This window comes from Corynebacterium humireducens NBRC 106098 = DSM 45392 (assembly GCF_000819445.1).
GTDB lineage: Bacteria > Actinomycetota > Actinomycetes > Mycobacteriales > Mycobacteriaceae > Corynebacterium > Corynebacterium humireducens.
The window spans coordinates 183,443-204,858 of sequence record NZ_CP005286.1 but is presented as its reverse complement, the minus strand read 5'-3'; the positions used below and the strand labels follow the sequence as shown (position 1 = coordinate 204,858).

Sequence of the window (21,416 nt, the reverse complement as noted above, 5' to 3'; positions counted from 1 at the left end):
GGTATTCGACTCAGGGAATTGATCGAGTGCTGCGTCGGCGCCACCTGATTGATTCCCCGAGTCGAATACCCCCTCAACCACTCAGAGGTTCGCCAGGGCGTAGGAGGCCTGCTCAGGGGTGAAACCCTCGTAGAGGAGCTGATCGTAGAGCCCCGCGTCCGAGAAGGCGGAGGTCTGGAGATAGCTGTTCGCCGTGCGCAGCGCATTGGCGGACCAGTCCGCCTGCACGTTGTTGACCCCGTACTGGGCCTGCTCAGCGGTGAAACCCTCGTAGATGAGCTGATCGTGGAGCCCCTGTCGCGAGAATCCGGACATGGAGTTGTAGCTCTCCGCCGTCCGCAGCGCATTGTTCGACCAGTCAGCTGAGACGTTGTCGACCCCGTACTGGGCCGCCGCCTCCGGGAACCCCTCGTAGAGCAGCTGTTCGTAGAGACCCTGCTTTGAGAATCCGGACGTCGAGTTGTAACTCACGGCCTTGTCCACGGCGGCGCGGAATTCGCGCGGCGTCCCGTCTGCCGCGGCCGCCCGGGTGGTGGTCGGAGTCGTGGTCGTCTCGGTGGTGGTTTCCCGGGGCTCCGTCGCGGTATCCGTCGCGGGTTCCGGGGTGGCGCTGCTCGTCGTGCTGCGTGTCGACGTCACCGTGGACTTCTCCGGCGAGGCGGTGACGGTCTCGGTGACCGTGACGATCTCGGGCTCGGAGGCGCAGGATGCCAGCGTCAGGGAGGTGGCGGCGAGCAGGATGCCGGCGCGGAGGGGTGTGACCATGAGTACTCTTTCTTCGGTTCGGGAAGGCGGATCCTCATCTTCCTCCCTGCCACCGACACGTCACGCACCGGGTACGAACAGGCGTGCTCAGCCCACGGCGTGGGGGTACATGTTGTCGATGGCCCAGTCGGCCTCCTCGGGGAGGAAGCCGTACCACTCGATGAGGCCGTGCCGGATCTCCTCGTAGAGCATGCCCTCCTCCGTGGACTGGTGCAGCTGGTAGGCGGTCTGCAGGGCGTTGTCGTGGTAGTTGATCCACGAGTTGTCGATCCCGTAGTGCGCCTCATCCTGGGTGAAGCCGCGGGCCTTGAGGTCACGAAGCATCCCGACGCGGGAGTTCGTGGTCACCCTGTCGAGTTCCCTGACCGCCCGGACGGCGTTCTGGTTCCAGTCGACGTCGAGGGAGTCGGCGGCCCAGCGGGCGTCCTCCCGGCTGATGCCCTCGCTGACGAGCGCGAACTCGAGGCTGGTCACGGAGTGGATCTCCTGGGTGTTGAGTTCACGGGCCCGCGCCCGGGCGAAGTCCCGGGACTGCGTGATGATCTCCCCGGGGGTGGTGGGTTCCGGGGTCGGGCGTTCCGGGACCCACGGTATGTCCGGGGTCACGCTCACCGTGACGGTCTCCGTCTCCGTCGGCGCGGGTGGCGGGGTGGGCCCGGTCTGGGTGCAGGCGCCCAGCAGCAGGATCGTCACGGGCAGGAGGGTCAGGGCACGCTTCATGTCATTCGTCCTGGGGTCGGGGCCGTGCGCTCAGCCCACGGCGTCGGGGTGCAGGTTCTCGATCGCCCAGTCCGCCTCCTCCGGCAGGAAGCCGTGTTCGTCGATGAGGAGCTGGCGGATGTCCTCGAACAGCACGTAGTCCATGTTGTAGGACAGGTAGTGGGCCATCGCGTGTGCCTTCTCGTAGTAGTCGACGTACACGTTGTCGACGCCGTACTGTGCCTCCTCCCGGGTGAAGCCGCCGGCCTGGAGGTCGTTCATCATCCCGACGCGGGAGTTCATGGTGAACATGCTGAGTTCCCCGACCGCCAGGGCGGCCTGCTCCCGCCAGTCGACGTCGAGGGAGTCGACGGCCCGGCGGGCATCCTCGCGGCTGAATCCCTCGCCGATGAGATCCAGCTCGAGTCCCAGCGCGGAGTAGATCTCGTTGTTGAGGAGCTCGCGGGCACGCTCCCGGGCGAAGTCTTCCGTCTGTGCGGTGGTCTCGTGCGTGGTGGTCGGATTCGGGGTGGTCGGGTCCGGGGACCGGGTGCCGCCGTGCTCCTCACTTGCCGACGTCGTGACCGTCACCGTCGGCGTGGGTCCGGGCTCCGGCTGGGCGCAGGCGCTCACCAGCAGGATGATCACGGGCAGGAGGCAGAGGGGGCGCATACCTTCATACTGGCACGTCAGAGGCGCAGTTTCCGCGGAATGCAAACCCTTCCCCCGCTACAGGTGTGACATCGCCCCCGCGACCTCCTCCGGGGTGAAACCGCGCTGGAGGAGCCGCTCCCGGATGGCCTCGTGGGTGAGGCCCTCGTGTTCCCGGGTCTCCCGTGCCGCCCGCCGGGCGTTGTCACGCCAGTCGACGGCGGCGAGGGCGACCGCCTGCTGCGACTCCTCCGCGGTGTAGCCCGCGCGTTGCAGCCAGTACTCCATCTCCACCCGGGACAGCGACAGGTCGCCGCCGTCCTGCCGGATGGTCTCCCCCGCCTGCTCCACCCAGTCGACGTTCAGTTCCGCCACGGCCTGCCGCGCCTCCTCCTCGCCGAAACCCTCCTCCCGGAGGATGGCGATCAGCCCCGACTCCGGCAGCGGCGCATGGTCCCGGAAGGCACGGTCCGCCTGCGTACCGACGTCCGGGGTCACCGTCTCCACCTCCGTCACGGTGATCACCACGGGATCTGTCCCGTCGGAGGCGCACCCACCCAGCAGCAGGGCGGTTCCGAGCACACAGACGATGAGGGGGCGCATACCCCCATCGTGGCACGTCAGCCCCGGAAGCGGGGGCTTCCGGGGCTGACGGGTGCGGGTGGGAAACTACTTCAGCTTGGCGTACTCCGCCTTCACTGCCTCACCCAGGTTCGGGTCGACATTGGTCCAGTACTCGTAGACGCGCTGCTCCGTCCCCTCGGAGACGCCCTGCATGGCACCGGCGATGTTCTCGGCGAGACGCTGCTTGGCGGCGTCGTCGAGCACCTCACGGTAGAGGGTTCCGGCCTGGCCGAAGTCATCGTCCTCGGGATGCTTGACGTAGGCGGCGCGGACCAGATCGGTGCCGTGCGGGTCCGGGTTGACGTAGATGTCGGCGGCCTGACCGTAGGACTGGTGGTTGGAGGAGGAGTCCTCGCCGTTGTCCAGGTAGCCGGCGCCCTTGTCGTAGCGGTTCGGCGAGTAGGTCGGCTGGTCCTCGTCGTCGAAGAAGTACGCCATCGGGCCGCGGTTGCTGTAGGTGTTGACGTCGTTGAGCGGACGGTTCACCGGCAGGTCACGGTAGTTCGGTCCGATGCGGTAACGCTGCTGGTCGGCGTACGCGAAGACGCGGGCCTGGAGCATGCGGTCCGGGGACAGGCCGATGCCCGGGACGATGTTGCCCGGGTCGAGGGCGATCTGCTCGATCTGCGCGAAGTGGTTGCGCGGGTTGCGGTTGAGGATGAAGTGGCCGACGTCGATACGCGGGTAGTCCTTCTTGGACCAGGTCTTGGTCAGGTCGAAGGGGTTCCAGCGGTACTTCTCGGCGTCCTCGAACGGCATGATCTGCACCTTGACGTCCCAGACGGGATAGTCGCCGCGCTCGATGGCCTCGTAGAGGTCCTGACGGTGGTGATCGGCGTTCTTGCCGGCCATCTCCTCGGCCTCGGCGGCGGTGAAGTTCTCCACGCCCTGACGGGAGAGGAAGTGGTACTTCACCCAGAAGGCCTCGCCGGCCTCGTTGACCCACTGGAAGGTGTGGGAGCCGTAGCCGTTCATGTGACGGGTGGTGGTCGGGGTGCCGCGGTCGCCCATGAGGTAGGTGACCTGGTGCGCGGACTCCGGGGTGCGGGTCCAGAAGTCCCACTGCATGTCGGCGTCACGCAGGCCGTTGCGGCCGAGACGCTTCTGGGAGTGGATGAAGTCCGGGAACTTCACGCCGTCGCGAAGGAAGAACACCGGGGTGTTGTTGCCGACGATGTCGTAGTTGCCATCCTCGGTGTAGAAGCGCAGGGCGAAGCCGTGCACGTCGCGCCAGGTGTCCGGGGAGCCCTTCTCGCCGGCGACCGTCGAGAAGCGGATGCCCATCGGGGTGACCGTGCCCGGCTGGAACAGCTTCGCCTTGGTGTACCGGGATACGTCGGCGGTGACGTGGAGCTCGCCGAAGGCACCGTGGCCCTTGGCGTGGGGGATGCGCTCCGGGACATTCTCACGGTTGAAGTGCGCGAGCTTCTCGATGAGGTGGATGTCATTGAGAATGTTGGGGCCCTGCGGGCCCGCGGTGACGGAGATGTTCTCGGACGGAACCGGCGCGCCGTTGTGGCGGGTGGTGGTGCCGGTGACCTTGGGACGCAGTCCGCGCTCGACGATCTCGTTGGCCTTGGAGTTCTGGTCGCTCATGGCTCCTCTTTCTGGATTGATAATTCATTCCACCTATCGGTGGCCGCTGGTTCATAGTCTAGACCCATATTGTGACCCGTGCAACCCTCACCGTACCCATCGAAAGCGATCCCCGCCGTTTGCCCTGGTAACGTCTGTATCCGTGACCAAGCACTCCGCCCACGAAGACGCTCGCGTCACCGACCTGGCACTACGTGCCGGACGCGGTGACCGCGCGGCGCTCACGGAGTTCATCCGCGCCACCCAGGACGACGTATGGCGCCTCCTCGCCCACCTGGGCGGCCGCGACATCGCCGACGACCTCACGCAGGAGACCTACCTCCGCGTCATGGGCGCACTCCCCCGCTTCGCCGCCCGCTCCTCGGCACGCACGTGGCTCCTGTCCCTCGCGCGACGCGTGTGGGTGGACAACATCCGCCACGACATGGCCCGCCCCCGCAAGTCCATCACCGAGTACGAGGACGCCGCCGCCACCACCCCGGTGGAGGGCGCGAACGCCGCCTCCTGGTCCGAGTGGATCGACGTCCGCACGCTTATCGACGCCCTCCCCGAGGAACGCCGCGAGGCCCTCATCCTCACCCAGGTCCTCGGCTACACCTACGAGGAGGCCGCGAAGATCGCCGGCGTCCGCATCGGCACAATCCGCTCCCGCGTGGCCCGCGCCCGCAAGGACCTCATCGAGTCCAGCTGACCCCCCGAAACGCGGCAACGCCCGCCCTCCCCGAAGGGAGCTCGGGCGTTGCGCCTCACTGCCGGCAGCCGGCAGAGACGTCAGGGACTTAAGCCGGGAGGCAGTTGTCCACGACGTGCTTGAGCGCCAGACAACCGACGGTCAGCAACACAGCTGCGCCAGCGACCTGACCGATGTTCACGCCGCATCCTCGCGCGGGTTGTCACCGGAGACAACCAGGGCCAGGCCCTTGTTGTCGTCGATGGACTGATCCTGACGGATACGGCTGACCAGGGAGGTGTCCTTGCCGACGACCTCCAGCGGAGTGGGGACGTCGAGCGCGTAGAGGCCGGGGCGTTCAGAAACGAACGCGGTCCACAACACACGGTCCTCACCAGAAGAAAAATCGTCCGCCCCTCCAGTGGGAGGGACGGACGATTGTGATCAGCCGAGGCGGAAACTAGCCGCGCGGCACGCAGCTGTCGTAGAGGTACTTGCCGGCGAGACCACCGATGGTGAGCAGTGCAGCAGCACCCACTGCCTGTCCCACGGTTGCACCGTGCTTCTGCAGCTCAGCGTTGACCTGAGCCATGAAGCGGGAGGTGTTCGGGTCGTGGATACCGGACTGCTGCTGAATGTCCGTGTTGAAGGACTGCAGCTGTGCCTGGGCGTCAGCGACCAGCGGGGACAGACCCGGGATATTCACCTGGGTGGCCAGACCGATCGGCAGGAGAGCCAGCAGGGGGATGCCGACGGTGGCGGCGGCCTGGACGCAACGTGCGTCGGAGGAGCCACCCTGACCGGTGCCGTCAGCGGAGGAACCCAGGAACGAGGAGGATTCATCACCCTCGTCATCCACGGAGGAGCCCAGCAGTGCAGAGGAGCCGGTCAGGAGAGCGGAGGAACCTGCCACGATTGCGGAGGAGCCGTCGATACCGTCCTTGCCGTCCTCACCGATGACCTTGCCGACGTTCTCCTCGCGGCCATCGCTGTAGGTGATCCACAGTTCACCGTTGATGATCTCGGTCTTGACGATGCTGATGCCGTCCTGGCCCGGAGTACCCGGCTTACCCGGCGCTCCCTGCTCACCCGGCTCACCCTTGACGTTGCCGAGGTTCTCCTCGTACGGCTGGCCGTCGGAACCGTTGTAGTTCCAGACGACGATCAGGTCACCGTCGTCGTTGATGTAGAAGCGCACGATCCGGGCGTCGACCTCGACGCGGGCGGTCGTCTCAGCGTAGACGTCACCGTTGGGCAGCGTGATGACGACGCCGATCTCGTGGTTCTCACGCGGCTGTGCATCAGCCGGCGGGGTGACGGTCAGGCGACCGGTGTTCTTGTCAATCTCGACGGTCCAGTCGGCCGGAACAGTTCCCTCATCGATGGAGTACTCGGAACCAGCCGGGACGAACGGGTCACCGGTCTGGTTGACCTCCACCGGGGTACCGGGGCTGGTGTAGGAATCGTCGTAGGAGGGCTGGCCCTCCACGCGGGCGATACCTGCGTTCACGCCGCGGAACTCGCGGTCGGTACCGAACTGCGGGGTGTCATTGTCGAAGATCATCGGACCAGCGACACCCTCAGCGTCGACGTGGGAGTCCGGGCCCTGGGTGAAGATGTATCCCGGCAGAGCCTCCGGACGCTCGAAGTGGACGGTGTAGGTGTCCATGTCGACTTCGCCGAAACGGTACTGGCCGGTGTGGTTGGTCACCGTCTGCTGGACGATCTCGCCCGCAGCGTTGATGAGGTAGACCGGCACACCCGGACGCGGCAGCTCGCCCGCATCCCAGACACCGTCAGCATCGGTGTCGTTGAAGGCGCGGCCGTCGATGGCGCAGGCACGGTCAGCGGTGATGTTCACCTTGAGGGTGCTCACCGGTCCGAGAACGAAGTCCGCCTTCGGGGTGACCTCAATCTGCAGGACAGAATGCTCGCCGGCATCGAAACGCCCGATGTCACCGGTGACGGTGGTCTGGCCCGCGGAGTTCGTGGACACGATGACGTTGTTCCACTTCTTGCGGTGCTGCTCGGACTCCGGAGAACCTGTGTTGGTGGAGCTGTCGGTGATGTAACCACCGTTGGAGCGGGCGTTCGCCACACCGTAGTCAGGGTTCTTCTCCACGGAGAAGTAGACGAGCACATCGCTGTCGTAGATCAGGTTATTTTCATCACGCTGCGCAACTTCAAAGCCCTCGGGGAGGGTCACCGTCAGCTGGGCGTTCTGGAGCGGCTCGGCGGTGCCGAACGGGATACGCCAGTTGAAGTTCTGCCAGTCCCCGGTCTTGTACTTCCAGTGCTGGGCGGCCGCGCCGGCGTCACCGTACTCGTTCGGGCTGGTGTTGACCAGGAAACCCTCGAGCGAACCCACATCGGTCGCCTTGCTGGTGTCCAGCTCACCCACGGCGTTGAAGTCGATCTTGCAGGCGTCGGTGAGGTTGCCCTGCTCGGGCTCCTGAGCGGCGACGGGGCTGGTCGCGACCGCGACACCTCCGAACGCCATGGCCACTGCAGAGACGACTGCAGTGACCTTCTTCTTGAGACTCATAGTCCGTCCTCAATCAGTTGTCGTGTGACGTGGGCGTTGCCGGCGAACCGGTGGTCACCCAGGCCATCAAGGAGGCTCAGCATTCATATCTACTGAGTTATGACACGGGTCAATTGCACCTACATTTCACGGCTCCCGCAACATTTCCTCACAATTCGCTGCGGAAAGACCCCAATTCTGGGGACAAGCTGAGCGTCCAGCGGAGTTCCGGGGCGAAATACGAGATCAGCAGGGATCCCTGTTCCTGAGAAAATCCTCCATTGTCCGGCAGTGAACCGCCAAACGAGGAACGGGAACGCCGATACCCGCCCGACGCCGCATGCCGACGCCCCAGGACACCACAAGAATTGTCTGGACAGAATGAAGGCCTCCCCTACCAGACCACCGACAAGAACGGGCCCCTCACCACAACATGGTGAGGGGCCCGATATCAGTGGAGGCGGTGGACTACACCAGCAGCTCCGCGATCTGCACCGTGTTCAGCGCCGCGCCCTTGCGCAGGTTGTCACCGGAGACGACGAGCACGAGGCCCTTGTTGTCGTCGACGGACTGGTCCTGGCGGATACGGCCGACCAGGGAGGTGTCCTTGCCGGCGGCCTCCAGCGGGGTCGGGACGTCGACAAGCTCGACACCCGGGGCGTCGGCGAGCAGGGCCTTGGCCTCGTCGACGGTGATCGGACGCTCGAACTCGGCGTGGATGGTCAGGGTGTGACCGGTGAACACCGGCACGCGGACGCAGGTGCCGGCGACGCGCAGACCCGGGATGTCCAGGATCTTGCGGGACTCGTTGCGCAGCTTCTGCTCCTCATCCGTCTCCAGGGAGCCGTCATCGACCAGCGCGCCGGCCAGCGGCAGGGCGTTGAACGCGATGGGGGCGACGTAGGGACCCAGGTCGGCGGGGGCCTCGACGGAACCGTCATGGACCAGCTTGACGTTGTCCTCACCGAGCTCGGCGGTCTGCTTCGCCAGGGTCTCCACACCGGCGAGGCCGGAGCCGGAGACGGCCTGGTAGGAGGAGACATGCAGGCGGATGAGGCCGGCGGCGTCGTGCAGCGGCTTGAGCACCGGCATGGCGGCCATGGTGGTGCAGTTCGGGTTGGCGACGATGCCCTTGGACGGGTTCTTCGCCTCCTCGCCGTTGACCTCGGCGACGACGAGCGGGACCTCGTCGTCCTTGCGCCAGGCGGAGGAGTTGTCGATGACGGTCGCGCCGGCCTCGGCGAAGACCGGGGCCCACTCACGGGAGGTGGAACCACCGGCGGAGAAGAGGGCGATGTCGACGTCCTTGACGGACTCCGGGGTGATCTGGGTGAGGTCCTCGACGGTGATGTCCTCACCGCGGAACTCGATGACGGTGCCCGCGGAGCGCGGGGACGCGAAGAAACGGACCTTGTCGGCCGGGAAGTTGCGCTCCTCCAGGATCGAGCGCATCACGCGGCCGACCTGGCCGGTGGCACCGACGACAGCAATGGTGGTCATGAGAGTGAAAGCTCCTCTGTGGAAGGGATTGTCTAGCGGCCGGTGCCGGCGTAGACGGTGGCCTCGGCGTCGCCGCCGAGCTCGAACTTCTCGTGCAGGGCACGGGCGGCGGCGTCCAGGTCGGCCTCGCGGGTGAGCACCGAGATGCGGATCTCCGAGGTGGAGATTAGCTCGATGTTCACGCCGGCGTCGCGGAGCGCCTCGGCGAAGTCGGCGGTGACGCCCGGGTGGGACTTCATGCCGGCACCCACGAGGGAGACCTTGCCCACCTGGTCGTCGTAGAGCACGTTGGACCAGCCGCTCTTCGCCTGCATCTTCTTGAGCAGCTCGATGGCGCGGGGGCCGTCGGCACGCGGGCAGGTGAAGGTGATGTCGGTCGTGCCGTCCTCCAGGGAGGAGACGTTCTGCAGGACCATGTCGATGTTGATCTCCGCGTCCGCGACGGCGCGGAAGACGGTGGCCGCCTCGCCCGGCTTGTCGGGAATACCCAGGATGGTGACCTTGGCCTCGGACTTGTCGGTGGCAACGCCAGTGAGAACTGCTTCTTCCACGGGGATATCCTCCATCGAACCGGCGATCAGGGTGCCGGTGTCATTGCTGTAAGACGAGCGAACTCGCAGGGGAACATTGAAGGCACGTGCGTACTCGACGGCACGCAGCACCAGGATCTTCGAACCGACGGCCGCCAGCTCGAGCATCTCCTCGAAGGAGAGCTTCTCGAGCTTCTGCGCGTTCGGGACGATGCGCGGATCGGCGGTGTAGACGCCGTCGACGTCGGAGTAGATCTCGCACACGTCGGCGTTGAGCGCCGCCGCCAGGGCCACCGCTGTGGTGTCGGAACCGCCACGACCCAGGGTGGTGACGTCGCGGGTGTCCTTGTTGATGCCCTGGAAACCGGCGACGATGCAGATGTTGCCCTCGTCCAGCGCCTCGCGGACGCGGTCCGGGGTGACGTCGACGATGCGGGCGTTGCCGTGACGCTCGGTGGTGAGCACACCGGCCTGCGAGCCGGTGAAGGACTGCGCCTTCGCGCCGAGCGAGGAGATCGCCATCGCGACCAGCGCGTTGGAGATGCGCTCACCCGCGGTGAGCAGCATGTCCATCTCACGGGCCGGCGGAACCGGGTTCACCTGGGCGGCGAGGTCCAGGAGTTCGTCCGTGGTGTCGCCCATCGCGGAGCAGACCACGACGACGTCGTTGCCGGCCTTTTTCGTGGCGACGATCCGTTCGGCGACAGCGCGGATCCGCTCCGCGGTCTCCAGGGAGGAGCCTCCATATTTCTGAACGATCAGAGCCACCGTGTAGGCCGCCTTTCGTCTGGGGTGCCAAAGTTCTGCTTCATCGTACCCGGAGCCGGGGTCGTCCGAGTAGTCGAGTGGGCGGGTCCCGGCCCTGCGGAAAGGCCCCCGTTCACTAAGGTGGATGAGGTGCACAGCAATCTGCTGGCCGTGCTGTTCGCACTGGCCTCCGCCCTCACCATCGCGTGGGGAACCGTGGTGCGCCACCGCATCGCGGAGGAGGCCCCCGCCGACGGCTCCCTCAAGGGTTCCCCCTTCTGGAACGCGATCAGCCGTCCCCTGTGGTGGGCGGGCACCGGCACCGCCCTCCTCGGCTACGGGCTGCAGGTGGTGGCGCTGGCGTTCGGCACCCTGCTGGTGGTCCAGCCGATCCTCGTGCTCTCCCTGATGTTCACCCTGCCGCTGGCCGCGCGTTACGACGGCCGCCGCATCTCCGGCCACGAACTCTTCTGGGCGGGGGTGCTCACCGTGGGCGTCACCGTCCTGGTCATGCTCGGCCGTCCCCTGCCCGGCGATCCGCAGCCCCCGTTGGAACGGTGGCTACCGGCCCTGGCGGTCGGCGTGGTGGTGCTCGTCTCGCTGGAACGGTTCGCGCAACGGCAGATCCGCCGGGAGAAGGCGCTGCTGCTGGGCATCGTCACCGGCGCTCTCTTCGGTTACGTCGCGGTGCTGAGCAAGGCCTTCGTGGACATCTTCGTCCACGGTGGAGTGTGGGCGATCATCACCAACTGGGAGACCTACGGCCTCATCATCGGCGCGACCCTGGGCACGATCGTCCAGCAGTACTCCTTCAACGCCGGGGCGCTGAAGAACTCCCTGCCCGCCATGACGATCTCCGAACCCGTCGTGGCGTTCAGCCTCGGTTACCTCGTCCTCGGCGAGAAGTTCCAGGTGTCCACCGTCTCCGGCTGGCTGTTCATGGCCGTCGCCTTCCTGGCGATGCTCGCCGCCACCGTCGTGCTGTCCCGCAGGGGCGTCTCCTAGCCCCTCAGATCGCCCACTCGAAGACGGCCAGCATGTAGGCGGAATACCACGCGCCGAACAGCACCCACGCCGCGCCGAGGGGCACCGTCAACCGCGGCGGGAGCTTCTCGACGCCCCGGATCACCCACGGCAGCAGCAGGATCACCGCCGGCAGCAGGAGGCGCGGGCGGGAGTGCATGATCCCGTCGGACAGCAGCACCGTCGCCAGGAGTGCCGCGGCGAACCACCACACCTCCCACGGCACGCGCCGCCAGGCGAGAGGCAGCGCCCCCACCGCCGCGAGCATCACGCCGACCGTGAGCAGGTAGCCGCCCTCGTCACCCGTGGTCAGCACCTCCCACACCCACGTGACGGTGGCCCGGCCGAAGTCGAAGCCGGAGTCCCAGCCCGCCTCCTGGATGCCGAAGTAGCCGCCCTGCGCGATCGTGTGGCTGCTCGCCCAGGTGAGGTAGCCCAGCAGCGACCACGGGGTCAGTGCCAACGCCAGCCACGCCCGCCGGTCCCGGCGCGCGTGCCGCAGCACCGCCAGCGCGAACACGCCGATCATGGTGACCGCCGTCAGCCGGGTGAACCCCAGGAGCAGCACGAGGCCGGCGGCCCACCACCAGCGCCGGTCGAGGAACGCGACGAGCGACCACACCGCCAGCGCCCCGAAGAGCGCCTCACTGTAGGGCATGGAGTAGGTGATGGCCATCGGGGCGGAGGACACCACGACGGCCGCCCCGATCTGCGCGCCCCGCCCCGCCCCCATCCGCTGGGCGAGCACCATCACGCCGGCCGTCATGGCGACCCCGGCGACGAGGTTGACCAGCGCCGCCGACACATCGTAGTCCAGGTGCGTCAGCTCGTGGACCAGCCGCACCAGCCCCGGGTAGCCGGGGAAGAAGGCGAGGGTGCGTTCGTGGACCGGCACGTCGGTGCCGATGTCGGCCCGGAAGTAGCCCTGCTCCGCGATCGCGAGGTAGTACTGCGCGTCCCACTTGTTCAGCAGCCCCGAGAGGGAGTCGTCGTTGGCGCGGGCGAGAAGCCCGAGCACAGCGACGCGGAAGGCGGCGCCGAGGGTGAACACCAGGATGGCGTCGACAAGCACCCGTAACCACTGCGGATCCGCGCTACGCTGGTGGGAAACACCCCCGACACCAGGAGATCTCATGCTCAGCGTCATCCCTCTTCCCTTCTTCCTGCTTCTCGACGGCCTCGCCTCCTCGATCGTCGACGCGGTTCCCTTCCTCAGCTCCCTGGGCTGATCCGGGAGCACCCGCATTGTGTTACAGATTCCGGCTGTGAACAAGGGATGAATCCACGCCCTTGTTGCCACCCTTCTCCAAGTGAAAAAGTATGGACCTCGACCTACCCCTCCAGTAGCATTAGGTGTGGTTCATCAATCGAGAGAAAGGAACAGCGACATGCACGGATCAACCGAGATCATCAACTGGATCGTCTCACCGTTCCAGTTCCTGTTCGGCTGGGTCACCTGGCCGTTCCGGACCATCAGCTCGCACTTCTAGGGCCCGTCCGGAACTCGATACCGACCCCCGTCGCACCCCGGTGCGACGGGGGTCGATGCCGTGGAGCAGGGCTTTTCACGTTTCTTCACAAAACTGCGTTGCGCCGGGGGAGGGAGTGTGTAGACTTCACAGCATGTTCTCCCGCGCGAACCTCCTTCTTCTTCGCCGCGGCGGGTCCCAGGTCCAGTAACGAAGCGACCGGCACCCCGTCGCGGAGTTTGGTGTTGCCGGTCGCTGCTCCCGCTGAATAGCCCATTCATCAGCGGTGAGACCTCGCAGGCTACTACAGTGAAGGCCGTTGTCGGCCCCTGGTAGTCCGCAGCCACAGACAGACCCGAAAAGGAAACTCATGTCCCCGAACGACTCCTTCATCTCCGCCCCCTCCGAGATCCGCACCCCGGACGGACCGCGCCGCGAGGGCCAGCCCTTCTGGAACAAGCAGCGCAACTCCTCCATGCCGGTACACCGCTACCGCCCCTTCGCCGAGGCCGTCGAGGACATCGTTCTGCCGGACCGCACCTGGCCGGACAAGAAGATCACCGCCGCCCCGCAGTGGTGTGCGGTCGACCTGCGTGACGGCAACCAGGCGCTCATCGACCCGATGAGCCCGGAACGCAAGCGCCGCATGTTCAACCTGCTGGTGCAGATGGGCTACAAGGAGATCGAGGTTGGTTTCCCGTCCGCCTCCCAGACCGACTTCGACTTCGTCCGCGAGATCATCGAGCAGGACATGATCCCGGAGGACGTCACCATCCAGGTCCTGGTCCAGGCCCGTGAGCACCTGATCCGCCGCACCTTCGAGGCGTGCGAGGGCGCGAAGAACGTCATCGTCCACTTCTACAACTCCACCTCCGAGCTGCAGCGCCGCGTCGTGTTCCGCAAGGATAAGCCGGCCATCAAGCAGCTGGCCGTCGACGCCGCCGAGCTGATCCAGACCATCGCCCAGGACTACCCGGGCACCAACTGGCGTTGGCAGTACTCCCCGGAGTCCTTCACCGGCACCGAGCTGGAGTTCGCCCTCGAGGTCTGCAACGCCGTCATCGAGGTCATGGCGCCCACCCCGGACAACCCGATCAACATCAACCTGCCGTCCACCGTCGAGATGATCACCCCGAACGTCTACGCCGACTCCATCGAGTGGATGCACCGCAACCTGGACCGCCGTGACTCCGTCATCCTGTCGCTGCACCCCCACAACGACCGTGGTGAGGGCGTCGCCGCCGCCGAGCTGGGCTACCTGGCCGGCGCCGACCGCATCGAGGGCTGCCTGTTCGGCAACGGTGAGCGCACCGGTAACGTCTGCCTGGTCACCCTGGGCCTGAACATGCTCACCCAGGGCGTCGACCCGCAGATCGACTTCTCCGACATCCGCCAGATCCGCAGCACCGTCGAGTACTGCAACCAGCTGCGAGTCCCGGAGCGTCACCCCTACGGCGGCGACCTGGTCTTCACCGCCTTCTCCGGCTCCCACCAGGACGCCGTCAACAAGGGCCTCGACGCCATGGCCGCCAAGGTCAAGCCGGGCGCCAACAACACCGAGGTCACCTGGGAGGAGCTGGGCAAGGCCGTCTGGGAGGTTCCCTACCTGCCCATCGACCCGAAGGACGTCGGCCGCGACTACGAGGCCGTCATCCGCGTCAACTCCCAGTCCGGTAAGGGCGGCGTCGCCTACATCATGAAGACGGATCACGGCATCAACCTGCCGCGTCAGATGCAGGCCGAGTTCTCCTCCGTCGTCCAGGCGATCACCGACTCCGAGGGCGGAGAGGTCAACTCCAAGGAGATGTGGGACGTCTTCGCCACCGAGTACCTGGATGTCACCGAGCCGGTGGAGGAGGTCTCCATCCGCATCGTCAACGCCGAGACCGACACCGACGAGGCCACCGTCACCGCCACCGTCATCCACAAGGGCTCCGAGAAGGAGATCACCGGCACCGGCAACGGCCCCGTCGCCGCCTACGCCAACGCCCTGGAGCAGCTGGGCATCGACGCGGAGGTCCAGTTCTACTCCCAGCAGGCCCGCTCCTCGGGCGATGACGCCGAGGCCGCCTGCTACATCTACGCCACGGTCAACGGCTCCGCCGCCTGGGGCGTCGGTATCGCGGGCTCCATCACCCGCGCCTCCATCAAGGCACTGACCTCCGCGGTCAACCGTGCCATCAAGGTCGAGGCCTCCGTGCTGGCCGGCGGCGTCTAGACCGCCTGAGTCACGGGAGGGGAGTGCGCGGCCGCGCACTCCCCTCCTTCCGTATCTCACCGCCCCTACCGGCCCCTACCAGCACAGTCCCCGCAGGAGAGGCACTAGACTCTGAACAATGACCACGACCCCAGACCACGGCGATTCCGCAGCTGAGACCCCGCCTGCCGTCGAGCCGGCGTTCCCCTTCGTCGCTCTGACGGTCCAGGCCACGGGGATCCATCCGTCGACCGCCCGCCTGGTGGCCGTCGACGTCCTGACCTTCGACGAGGACGGGGAGATCGGCGAGGAGTTCCACACCGTCCTCAACCCCGGCTCCGATCCGGGCCCGCACCACTACCACGGGCTGACCCACGAGGAGGTCGCGGCGGGGCAGCGCTTCTCCTCCGTCCTCAAGACCCTCGACAGGCTTCTCGACGACCGCACGCTCATCGTCCACAACGCCCCCCGCGTGTGGGGGTTCATCGTCGCCGAGGCCCGGCGTGCGATGAACGCCGCCGCCCGCTCCAACCGTTCCCGGGGACGGGGACGGGGACGCGGGCGTCGTCGCCAACGCGTGGGGCACGTGCCGAAGCCGCTGGCGATCGTCGACACGCTCGCCACCGCCCGTCGTCGGCGCATCCCCCTGGAGGACACCCGCCTCGGCGGCCTGGCCCTGGCGCTGGGCATGGACGCCCCCTCCCCCGTCGCCACCGTCGAGCGGGCCCGCCGCCCGGAGCACGAGACGACCCGGGAGACCAACGACCTGCTCATCGACGTGTTCTTCGAACTGCGGGCCCACAGTGACGACGCCGTGCTCGCCGAGTCCGCCCCCGGCGACCTGCGCGCCGACCGTTTCGGACTGCAGCGCTCCCACGTGCGCGTCGACGCGATGGAGGCACCCCGCCCCCACCCCAACCCGGGTGTGCACGTCCCGGGCCGCCACCTCGTCCGCGGCATGGAGGTCGTCGTCGCCCCCGAGGTGGAGCTCGACCCCGACATCCTCATCGCGGAGTGCGTGAAGGCGGAACTCGTCTACTCGGAGAAGCTGACCCGCACCACCAGCGTCGTCGTGTGCAACGACACCGCTGACCTGCGGGGCAAGGCTATGCACGCGGTACGCAAGGGCATCCCGCTGCTCACCGACACCGAGTTCCTCGACGCGGTCGAGCAGGTGCAGAGCCGTCCGCGACGCTAGGACTACTGTGGTGGCATGAGTTCCCCACGTTCCGGTGTCCTGCGCCGCCTGCGATCGAGGGCGGCCACCACCGCCGCACAGCTGGCCACCACCGCCTCCCGTCTCACCGGCCGCGGTGCCGGTGGCATGATCGGCGGCCTGGTGGCCAACGCCATCGACCCCACCATCATGGAGAACCTGGGCCGTGGACGCCCGGCCGTGCTCGTCACGGGCACGAACGGCAAGTCCACGACCACGCGGATGCTGGCCGCGGCCATGCGCTCCCGATTCAGCGTCGCCACCAACGACGGCGGCGACAACATGGACGCCGGCATCATCTCCGCCCTCCTGGCCGGTAAGGACGCCTCCCACATCGTCCTCGAGGTCGACGAGCTCCACGTCCCCGCCGTCGCGGAGCGTCTGCGCCCCGAGGTGATGGTGCTGCTCAACCTCACCCGCGACCAGCTGGACCGCGTCGGGGAGATCAACAAGATCGAGCGTGCCCTGCGCCGCGCGGTCACGGCCCACCCGGACATGCTCGTCATCGCGAACTGCGACGACGTACTCATGACGTCCGTCGCCTACGACGCCCCGAACGTCATCTGGGTGTCCGCCGGGGCCGGCTGGACCGGCGACTCCGTGTCCTGCCCCCGCACCGGGGGTCACGTCGTCCGCGAGGCGGAGGACTGGTGGGCCGTCAAGCCGCTTCCCGACGGCCGCCCCTTCCGCCGCCCCACCCCCACCTGGACCATCACCGACTCCGGTCTGGAGTCCCCGCACGGGTCCTCCGCGCTCTCCCTCAAGCTGCCGGGTCGCGCCAACCGCGGCAACGCGACGCAGGCGATCGCCGCCGCCGTCGAGGGTTTCGGCGTCCCGCTCACCGACGCCGTCGCGGCCGCCGAGTCCGTCGACAACGTCGCCGGCCGCTACTCCACCATCCGCCTCGGCGAGCGGGACATCCACCTGCTGCTGGCCAAGAACCCCGCCGGCTGGCAGGAGGCGCTGTCGATGGTGGACCGCTCCGCCGACGGGCTGGTCATCGCCGTCAACGGCCAGGTCGCCGACGGTGAGGACCTGTCCTGGCTGTGGGACGTCGCCTTCGAGGACTTCGAGGGACTGGTGGTCAAGGCCGCCGGCGAGCGGGGCACCGACCTCGCCGTACGGCTCACCTACGCCGACATCGGGCACGAACTCGTCCCCGACCCCCTCTCGGCCGTCCTCGCCTGCCCGCCCGGGCGCATCGAGGTGCTGGCCAACTACACCGCCTTCCGTGACCTGAAGGCCGCCCTGCAGAAGGAGACCCACCGTGGCTGAGCTGACCATCGGACTCGTGCTTCCCGACGTCCTGGGCACCTACGGCGACGACGGCAACGCCCTGGTCCTGCGCCAGCGCGCCCGCATGCGCGGCATCACCGCCGAGATCCTGCCCGTCCGCCTCGGCGAGGCCGTCCCCGAGTCCCTCGACGTCTACTGCCTCGGCGGCGGCGAGGACACCGCCCAGATCCTCGCGGCGGAACACCTCATCGCCGACGGCGGCCTCACCCGCGCCGCCTGGGCCGGCCGCCCGGTCCTCGGGGTCTGCGCCGGCCTGCAGGTGCTCGGCGAGTCCTTCCGCGCCGGTGGCCGCATCGTCGACGGCCTCGGGCTCATCGACGCCACCACCATCGGGCTCCAGTCCCGCGCGATCGGCGAGGTCGCGTCGACGCCCACCCGCGCCGGCATCACCGCGGAGCTGACGGAGCCTCTCACCGGCTTCGAGAACCACCTCGGCGCCACCCTGCTGGGCCCGGGTGCCGAGCCTCTCGGCCGCGTCACCCGCGGCACCGGCAACTGCGACGTCGCCGCGGCCGCCGACGACGTCGACGACGGCACCCGCCAGCGCTTCGCCGAGGGCGCGGTGCAGGGCAGCGTCATCGCCACGTACATGCACGGCCCCGTCCTGGCCCGCAACCCGCAGCTCGCGGATCTACTGCTCGCCCGCGCGATGGGCGTGGAGCTGGACGCGCTGGAGCCCCTGGAGATCGCCGTCGTCGACCGTCTCCGGCTGGAACGCCTCCGCTAGGAGTAGCCTGGGACTCACTTTCGCTTTCCCTTATGGAAAGGAGTCCCGGTGCGTGTCCTCCTCCCTCTCCCCCTCGCACTCCTGCTCGTCGGCTGCACGGCCCTGCCGGTCGACGTCGAGGGCACCTTCGACCGGGCGTCGGGCGGCACGCTCGTCGTCGGGGTGTCCGAGCACCCGCCCTGGGCCCACGTCGACGACGAGGGCCGCGTCACCGGCTCCGAGGCGGACCTCATCACCTCCTTCGCCGACTCCATCGACGCGGACATCGAGTGGACCGCAGGCCCCGAGAGCGTCCTCGCCGACAAGGTGAGACGGGGTGAGGTCGACGTCGTCGTCGGCGGGCTCACCGCCTCCTCCCCCTGGATGGACTCCATGGCCCTGACCCGCCCGTACCAGACGGTCGCCGGGGAGAAGATGGTCATGGGGGTGCGCCTGGGCGAGAATGAGCTGCTGGTCAATCTGGAGCGCCACCTGGCGCGGGAGTTCGGTGAGATCCAGTGAGCACCGAAGAGCAGGTCCTGCAGAAGGCGGTCCGCCTCGAGTGGATCACCCTGGCCACCACCGCCGTCAACGTCACGCTCGTCGGGCTCGTCGCGGGGCAGTCCCAGGCGATGCGCGCCGCCTGGTTGGAGGACATGCTGGCGTTCCTGCCGCCGATCGCGTTCCTCATCGCCGTGCGCATCATCCGCCGCCCGCCGAGCGGGCAGTTCCCCTACGGCTACCACCGGGCCATCGGCGTCGGGCACCTCGTCGCGGCGACGGCACTGCTGTTCATGGGTGGGCTGCTGCTGTTCACCTCGACGTCGGGGCTCATCGCGCAGGAGCGGCCGCCGATCGGCATCACCGTCCTGTTCGGCCACGACATCTGGGCGGGCTGGCTCATGGTCGCCGTCATGGCCGTCTCCGGCGTCGCCCCCGTCATCCTGGGCCGGATGAAACTGAAGCTCGCGGAGCAGCTCCACGACAAACTGCTGCGTGCCGACGCCGACATGCTCAAAGCCGACTGGACCACCGCCCTGGCCACCATCATCGGCGTCCTCGGCATCGGCGTCGGGCTGTGGTGGATGGACGCCGCCGCGGCGATCGTGGTCTCCCTGTCGATCATCTGGGACGGCATCACCAACCTCAAGGCCGCCGTCGGCGACCTCGTCGACGAACGCGCCATGCGTTTCGACGACTCCGAGCCCCACTTCCTCATCGATGCCGCCGAGGCCCGCGCCCACACCTTCCCCTGGGTCGCCGACGCCCGCGCCCGCGTGCGTGACCAAGGCCACGTGTTCCACGTGGAACTGTTCGTGGTCCCCCACCGCGGGCAGGATCCGACGGTGTCCGAGCTGGATCGCCTGCGCCGCTCCGTGGAGTCCATCGACTGGAAACTCCACGACGTCGTCATCGTCCCGGTCCCGTCCCTGACGGGCATGCCCTAGATCTGCAGTCGGCCGCTCAGCGCCCGGGACAGCGTCAGCTCGTCGACGAACTCGAGGTCGCCGCCCAGCGGCATGCCCGACGCCAGGCGGGAGACCACCAGGTCCGGGAAGTCCTTGAGCAGACGAGCCAGGTACGAGGCGGTCGCCTCCCCCTCGGTGTTGGGGTCGGTGGCGAGGATGACCTCGTGGATGTCGGGGGCGGCGTCGAAAAGCGGGGTGTCCGGGGTGGAGTCCGCGAGCTCGCGGTCCTGCAGCACGCCGCCGATGCGCTGGAGGAGCTCCGTGATGTGCAGGTCCTTCGGGCCGACGTTGGCCAGCGGATCCAGCGCTCCCCCGAGCACGTGGTAGCGGCCGTTGTACTCACCGGTCCGCTCGATGACCTGGATGTCCTTCGGCTCCTCGACGACGCAGATCAGGCCGCGGTCGCGGCCGGAGTCCGCGCAGATGCGGCAGACCTCCTCACGCGAGATGTTGCAGCAGATGCGGCAGAACGTCACGCCGTCGCGCACGGCCTCCAGGGCCGCGGTGAGCCGGTTGATGTCGTCCGGTTCGACGGCGAGCAGGTGGAACGCGATACGCTGCGCACTCTTCGGGCCGACACCCGGCAGACGGGACAACTCGTCGATGAGATCCTGCAGCGGTCCTTCAAACACTCTCGTGCCTTTCGTCGATGATCCGATACGAGGATAGTGCCAGACCACCCTGCACCACCCACCAGGGCGTGGAACAATCACGGCCATGACGCACCCGTGGAACACCCGTCCCGCCGACTACGCCCTTCCCGCGCACTGGCCGATGGACGAGGAGGACCGCGACTACCTCGCGGACTACCTCTGGTCCCTCGTCGTGCGGGGTGAATCCGACCCCGGCTACTACCTCGACGCACTCGGCGAGGAGCTGCCGGACGTCGACGAGACCGAGACCCGCGCCTTCGTCGACGACCTCTTCGCGCTGCGCCGTCGACAGCAGGACGAGCTGGGCGCACAGCCGACGTCCCGCCTCACGCAGGCCTTCGCCGAACTGGAGACCATCGGCGTCCTCGCCCGCGAGGACTTCACCTGCTGCGGCACCTGCGCCCACGCGGAGATCGTCGACGAGCGCGAGGACATGCCCGACGCCCGCGGCTTCGTCTACTACCACGAGCAGGACACCGAGAGGCTCATCGAGGACCGCGCGACCTACATCGGGTACGGCGTCTTCCTCGACTCCCACCTCAGCGCGGGCGAGTGGGAGGCGCTCAGCGAGGCGGAGAAGGACGCCACCTACCAGCGCCTCACCGTCGGGCTCATGCGCGACGAGGTCATCCCCGTCCTGCGCAGGCACGGCATCGACGTCGAGTGGGACGAGAATCCGGGGGCCCGCATCCTGCTCACCGACGTCGACTACTTCGCGACGCTCTAGCCGAGCATCCCGCCGAAGGGGTCACCGCCCTGGGACAGGGGGCCCATCTTCTCGGCGGCGAGGTTGCCGGCCTTCTGGTGGGCGTCCTGGAACGCGCCGAGGACGAGATCCTGCAGCGTCTCGACGTCCTCCGGGTCAACGACCTGCGGGTCGATCGTCACGTCGGTGACCTCGCCACCGCCGGTCATGGTCACGGTGACCAGGTTGTTGCCGGCGGTGCCGGTGACCTCGGAGGCGAGGATCTCCTGCTGCGCCTGCTGCAGCTTGGCCTGCATCTCCTGGGCCTGGGCGAGGAGCTGGGACATGTCCGGCTGGGTCATGGGTCTACCTTTCGTCGGTTGCTTTTTCCGACGG

20 protein-coding genes and 1 pseudogene are annotated in these 21,416 nt (G+C 67.7%); 9 read left to right on the top strand and 12 right to left on the bottom strand.

Annotation, left to right across the window (positions count from 1 at the left end; genetic code table 11):
- Positions 1-81: 81 nt before the first annotated feature.
- From B842_RS13040 to B842_RS00970, 5 genes are all read right to left on the bottom strand, one after another.
- Complete coding sequence (locus B842_RS13040) at positions 82-765, bottom strand: Ltp family lipoprotein (RefSeq protein WP_052437653.1); 684 nt, start codon at positions 763-765, stop codon at positions 82-84.
- Between the two features lie 87 nt (positions 766-852).
- A complete protein-coding gene (locus B842_RS13035; protein ID WP_052437652.1) occupies positions 853-1,485 on the bottom strand; it encodes an Ltp family lipoprotein in 633 nt (210 codons plus the stop codon).
- 30 nt (positions 1,486-1,515) lie between these two features.
- Entirely contained in the window at positions 1,516-2,136 is a 621-nt protein-coding gene (locus tag B842_RS13030; protein ID WP_052437651.1) for a hypothetical protein, read from the bottom strand.
- A 57-nt stretch (positions 2,137-2,193) separates the two neighbouring features.
- Positions 2,194-2,718 carry a hypothetical protein gene (locus tag B842_RS00975; RefSeq protein ID WP_040084683.1) on the bottom strand — a complete coding sequence of 175 codons (525 nt, stop codon included), beginning with the start codon at positions 2,716-2,718 and terminating at the stop codon, positions 2,194-2,196.
- Between the two features lie 66 nt (positions 2,719-2,784).
- Positions 2,785-4,335, bottom strand: coding sequence for a catalase (locus B842_RS00970; protein WP_040084682.1), 1,551 nt, complete (start codon positions 4,333-4,335; stop codon positions 2,785-2,787).
- A 142-nt stretch (positions 4,336-4,477) separates the two neighbouring features.
- On the opposite strand from B842_RS00970, the gene B842_RS00965 reads away from it, so the two are divergent.
- Entirely contained in the window at positions 4,478-5,026 is a 549-nt protein-coding gene (locus B842_RS00965) for an RNA polymerase sigma factor (RefSeq protein WP_040084680.1), read from the top strand.
- Positions 5,027-5,203: 177 nt separating this feature from the next.
- On the opposite strand, the pseudogene B842_RS00960 reads toward B842_RS00965, so the two are convergent.
- The 4 genes and pseudogenes from B842_RS00960 to B842_RS00945 form a co-directional block, all read right to left on the bottom strand.
- A pseudogene (locus tag B842_RS00960) lies at positions 5,204-5,350 on the bottom strand (aspartate-semialdehyde dehydrogenase); the annotation flags it as partial.
- 115 nt (positions 5,351-5,465) lie between these two features.
- Entirely contained in the window at positions 5,466-7,550 is a 2,085-nt protein-coding gene (locus tag B842_RS00955) for a YPDG domain-containing protein (protein ID WP_040084678.1), read from the bottom strand.
- Between the two features lie 447 nt (positions 7,551-7,997).
- Entirely contained in the window at positions 7,998-9,029 is a 1,032-nt protein-coding gene (locus B842_RS00950; protein ID WP_040084676.1) for an aspartate-semialdehyde dehydrogenase, read from the bottom strand.
- Positions 9,030-9,061: 32 nt separating this feature from the next.
- A complete protein-coding gene (locus B842_RS00945) occupies positions 9,062-10,327 on the bottom strand; it encodes an aspartate kinase (protein ID WP_040084675.1) in 1,266 nt (421 codons plus the stop codon).
- A gap of 129 nt (positions 10,328-10,456) precedes the next feature.
- On the opposite strand from B842_RS00945, the gene B842_RS00940 reads away from it, so the two are divergent.
- Entirely contained in the window at positions 10,457-11,311 is an 855-nt protein-coding gene (locus tag B842_RS00940) for a DMT family transporter (RefSeq protein WP_040084674.1), read from the top strand.
- A gap of 4 nt (positions 11,312-11,315) precedes the next feature.
- On the opposite strand, the gene B842_RS00935 is transcribed toward B842_RS00940, so the two are convergent.
- On the bottom strand, positions 11,316-12,401 hold the full coding sequence (locus B842_RS00935) for a mannosyltransferase family protein (RefSeq protein WP_040084672.1): 1,086 nt from the start codon (positions 12,399-12,401) through the stop codon (positions 11,316-11,318).
- Positions 12,402-13,168: 767 nt separating this feature from the next.
- On the opposite strand from B842_RS00935, the gene leuA reads away from it, so the two are divergent.
- The 6 genes from leuA (at position 13,169) to B842_RS00905 (ending at position 19,661) form a co-directional block, all read left to right on the top strand.
- Complete coding sequence (gene leuA / locus B842_RS00930) at positions 13,169-15,016, top strand: 2-isopropylmalate synthase (RefSeq protein ID WP_040084671.1); 1,848 nt, start codon at positions 13,169-13,171, stop codon at positions 15,014-15,016.
- A 118-nt stretch (positions 15,017-15,134) separates the two neighbouring features.
- Positions 15,135-16,193, top strand: a complete 1,059-nt coding sequence (locus B842_RS00925) for an exonuclease domain-containing protein (RefSeq protein ID WP_040084670.1) — start codon at positions 15,135-15,137, stop codon at positions 16,191-16,193.
- A gap of 15 nt (positions 16,194-16,208) precedes the next feature.
- On the top strand, positions 16,209-17,486 hold the full coding sequence (locus B842_RS00920; RefSeq protein WP_040084669.1) for a Mur ligase family protein: 1,278 nt from the start codon (positions 16,209-16,211) through the stop codon (positions 17,484-17,486).
- The gene (locus B842_RS00915) at positions 17,479-18,234 is read left to right on the top strand and encodes a type 1 glutamine amidotransferase (RefSeq protein WP_040084668.1); all 756 of its coding nucleotides are present in this window, start codon (positions 17,479-17,481) and stop codon (positions 18,232-18,234) included. Before B842_RS00920 ends, B842_RS00915 begins: the two co-directional genes overlap by 8 nt.
- Positions 18,235-18,282: 48 nt before the next feature.
- Positions 18,283-18,735 (top strand): transporter substrate-binding domain-containing protein, encoded by a 453-nt coding sequence (locus tag B842_RS00910; RefSeq protein WP_040084667.1) that lies wholly within the window; start codon positions 18,283-18,285, stop codon positions 18,733-18,735.
- Positions 18,732-19,661 carry a cation diffusion facilitator family transporter gene (locus tag B842_RS00905; protein WP_052437650.1) on the top strand — a complete coding sequence of 310 codons (930 nt, stop codon included), beginning with the start codon at positions 18,732-18,734 and terminating at the stop codon, positions 19,659-19,661. The genes B842_RS00910 and B842_RS00905 overlap by 4 nt, the downstream gene beginning before the upstream one ends.
- Here the strand turns inward: B842_RS00905 and recR are convergent.
- Entirely contained in the window at positions 19,658-20,314 is a 657-nt protein-coding gene (gene recR / locus B842_RS00900) for a recombination mediator RecR (RefSeq protein ID WP_040084666.1), read from the bottom strand. The genes B842_RS00905 and recR overlap by 4 nt on opposite strands.
- A gap of 85 nt (positions 20,315-20,399) precedes the next feature.
- Between recR and B842_RS00895 the strand changes: the two genes are divergently transcribed.
- Positions 20,400-21,062: a DUF6891 domain-containing protein gene (locus B842_RS00895; protein ID WP_052437649.1), complete on the top strand. Its 663-nt coding sequence runs from the start codon at positions 20,400-20,402 to the stop codon at positions 21,060-21,062.
- On the opposite strand, the gene B842_RS00890 is transcribed toward B842_RS00895, so the two are convergent.
- Positions 21,059-21,382 (bottom strand): YbaB/EbfC family nucleoid-associated protein, encoded by a 324-nt coding sequence (locus B842_RS00890; RefSeq protein ID WP_040084664.1) that lies wholly within the window; start codon positions 21,380-21,382, stop codon positions 21,059-21,061. The two genes, B842_RS00895 and B842_RS00890, sit on opposite strands and share 4 nt — an antisense overlap.
- Between the last annotated feature and the right edge of the window lie 34 nt (positions 21,383-21,416).

Excerpts from the sequence above, each read along its gene's own strand:
- B842_RS13030 (WP_052437651.1), bottom strand. The coding sequence starts at position 2,136 with ATGCGCCCCCTCTGCCTCCTGCCCGTGATCATCCTGCTGGTGAGCGCC.
- B842_RS00925 (WP_040084670.1), top strand. The coding sequence starts at position 15,135 with ATGACCACGACCCCAGACCACGGCGATTCCGCAGCTGAGACCCCGCCT.
- B842_RS00955 (WP_040084678.1), bottom strand. The coding sequence starts at position 7,550 with ATGAGTCTCAAGAAGAAGGTCACTGCAGTCGTCTCTGCAGTGGCCATG.
- B842_RS00970 (WP_040084682.1), bottom strand. The coding sequence starts at position 4,335 with ATGAGCGACCAGAACTCCAAGGCCAACGAGATCGTCGAGCGCGGACTG.
- B842_RS13035 (WP_052437652.1), bottom strand. The coding sequence starts at position 1,485 with ATGAAGCGTGCCCTGACCCTCCTGCCCGTGACGATCCTGCTGCTGGGC.
- B842_RS00950 (WP_040084676.1), bottom strand. The coding sequence starts at position 9,029 with ATGACCACCATTGCTGTCGTCGGTGCCACCGGCCAGGTCGGCCGCGTG.
- B842_RS00890 (WP_040084664.1), bottom strand. The coding sequence starts at position 21,382 with ATGACCCAGCCGGACATGTCCCAGCTCCTCGCCCAGGCCCAGGAGATG.
- leuA (WP_040084671.1), top strand. The coding sequence starts at position 13,169 with ATGTCCCCGAACGACTCCTTCATCTCCGCCCCCTCCGAGATCCGCACC.
- B842_RS13040 (WP_052437653.1), bottom strand. The coding sequence starts at position 765 with ATGGTCACACCCCTCCGCGCCGGCATCCTGCTCGCCGCCACCTCCCTG.
- B842_RS00920 (WP_040084669.1), top strand. The coding sequence starts at position 16,209 with ATGAGTTCCCCACGTTCCGGTGTCCTGCGCCGCCTGCGATCGAGGGCG.
- B842_RS00975 (WP_040084683.1), bottom strand. The coding sequence starts at position 2,718 with ATGCGCCCCCTCATCGTCTGTGTGCTCGGAACCGCCCTGCTGCTGGGT.
- B842_RS00895 (WP_052437649.1), top strand. The coding sequence starts at position 20,400 with ATGACGCACCCGTGGAACACCCGTCCCGCCGACTACGCCCTTCCCGCG.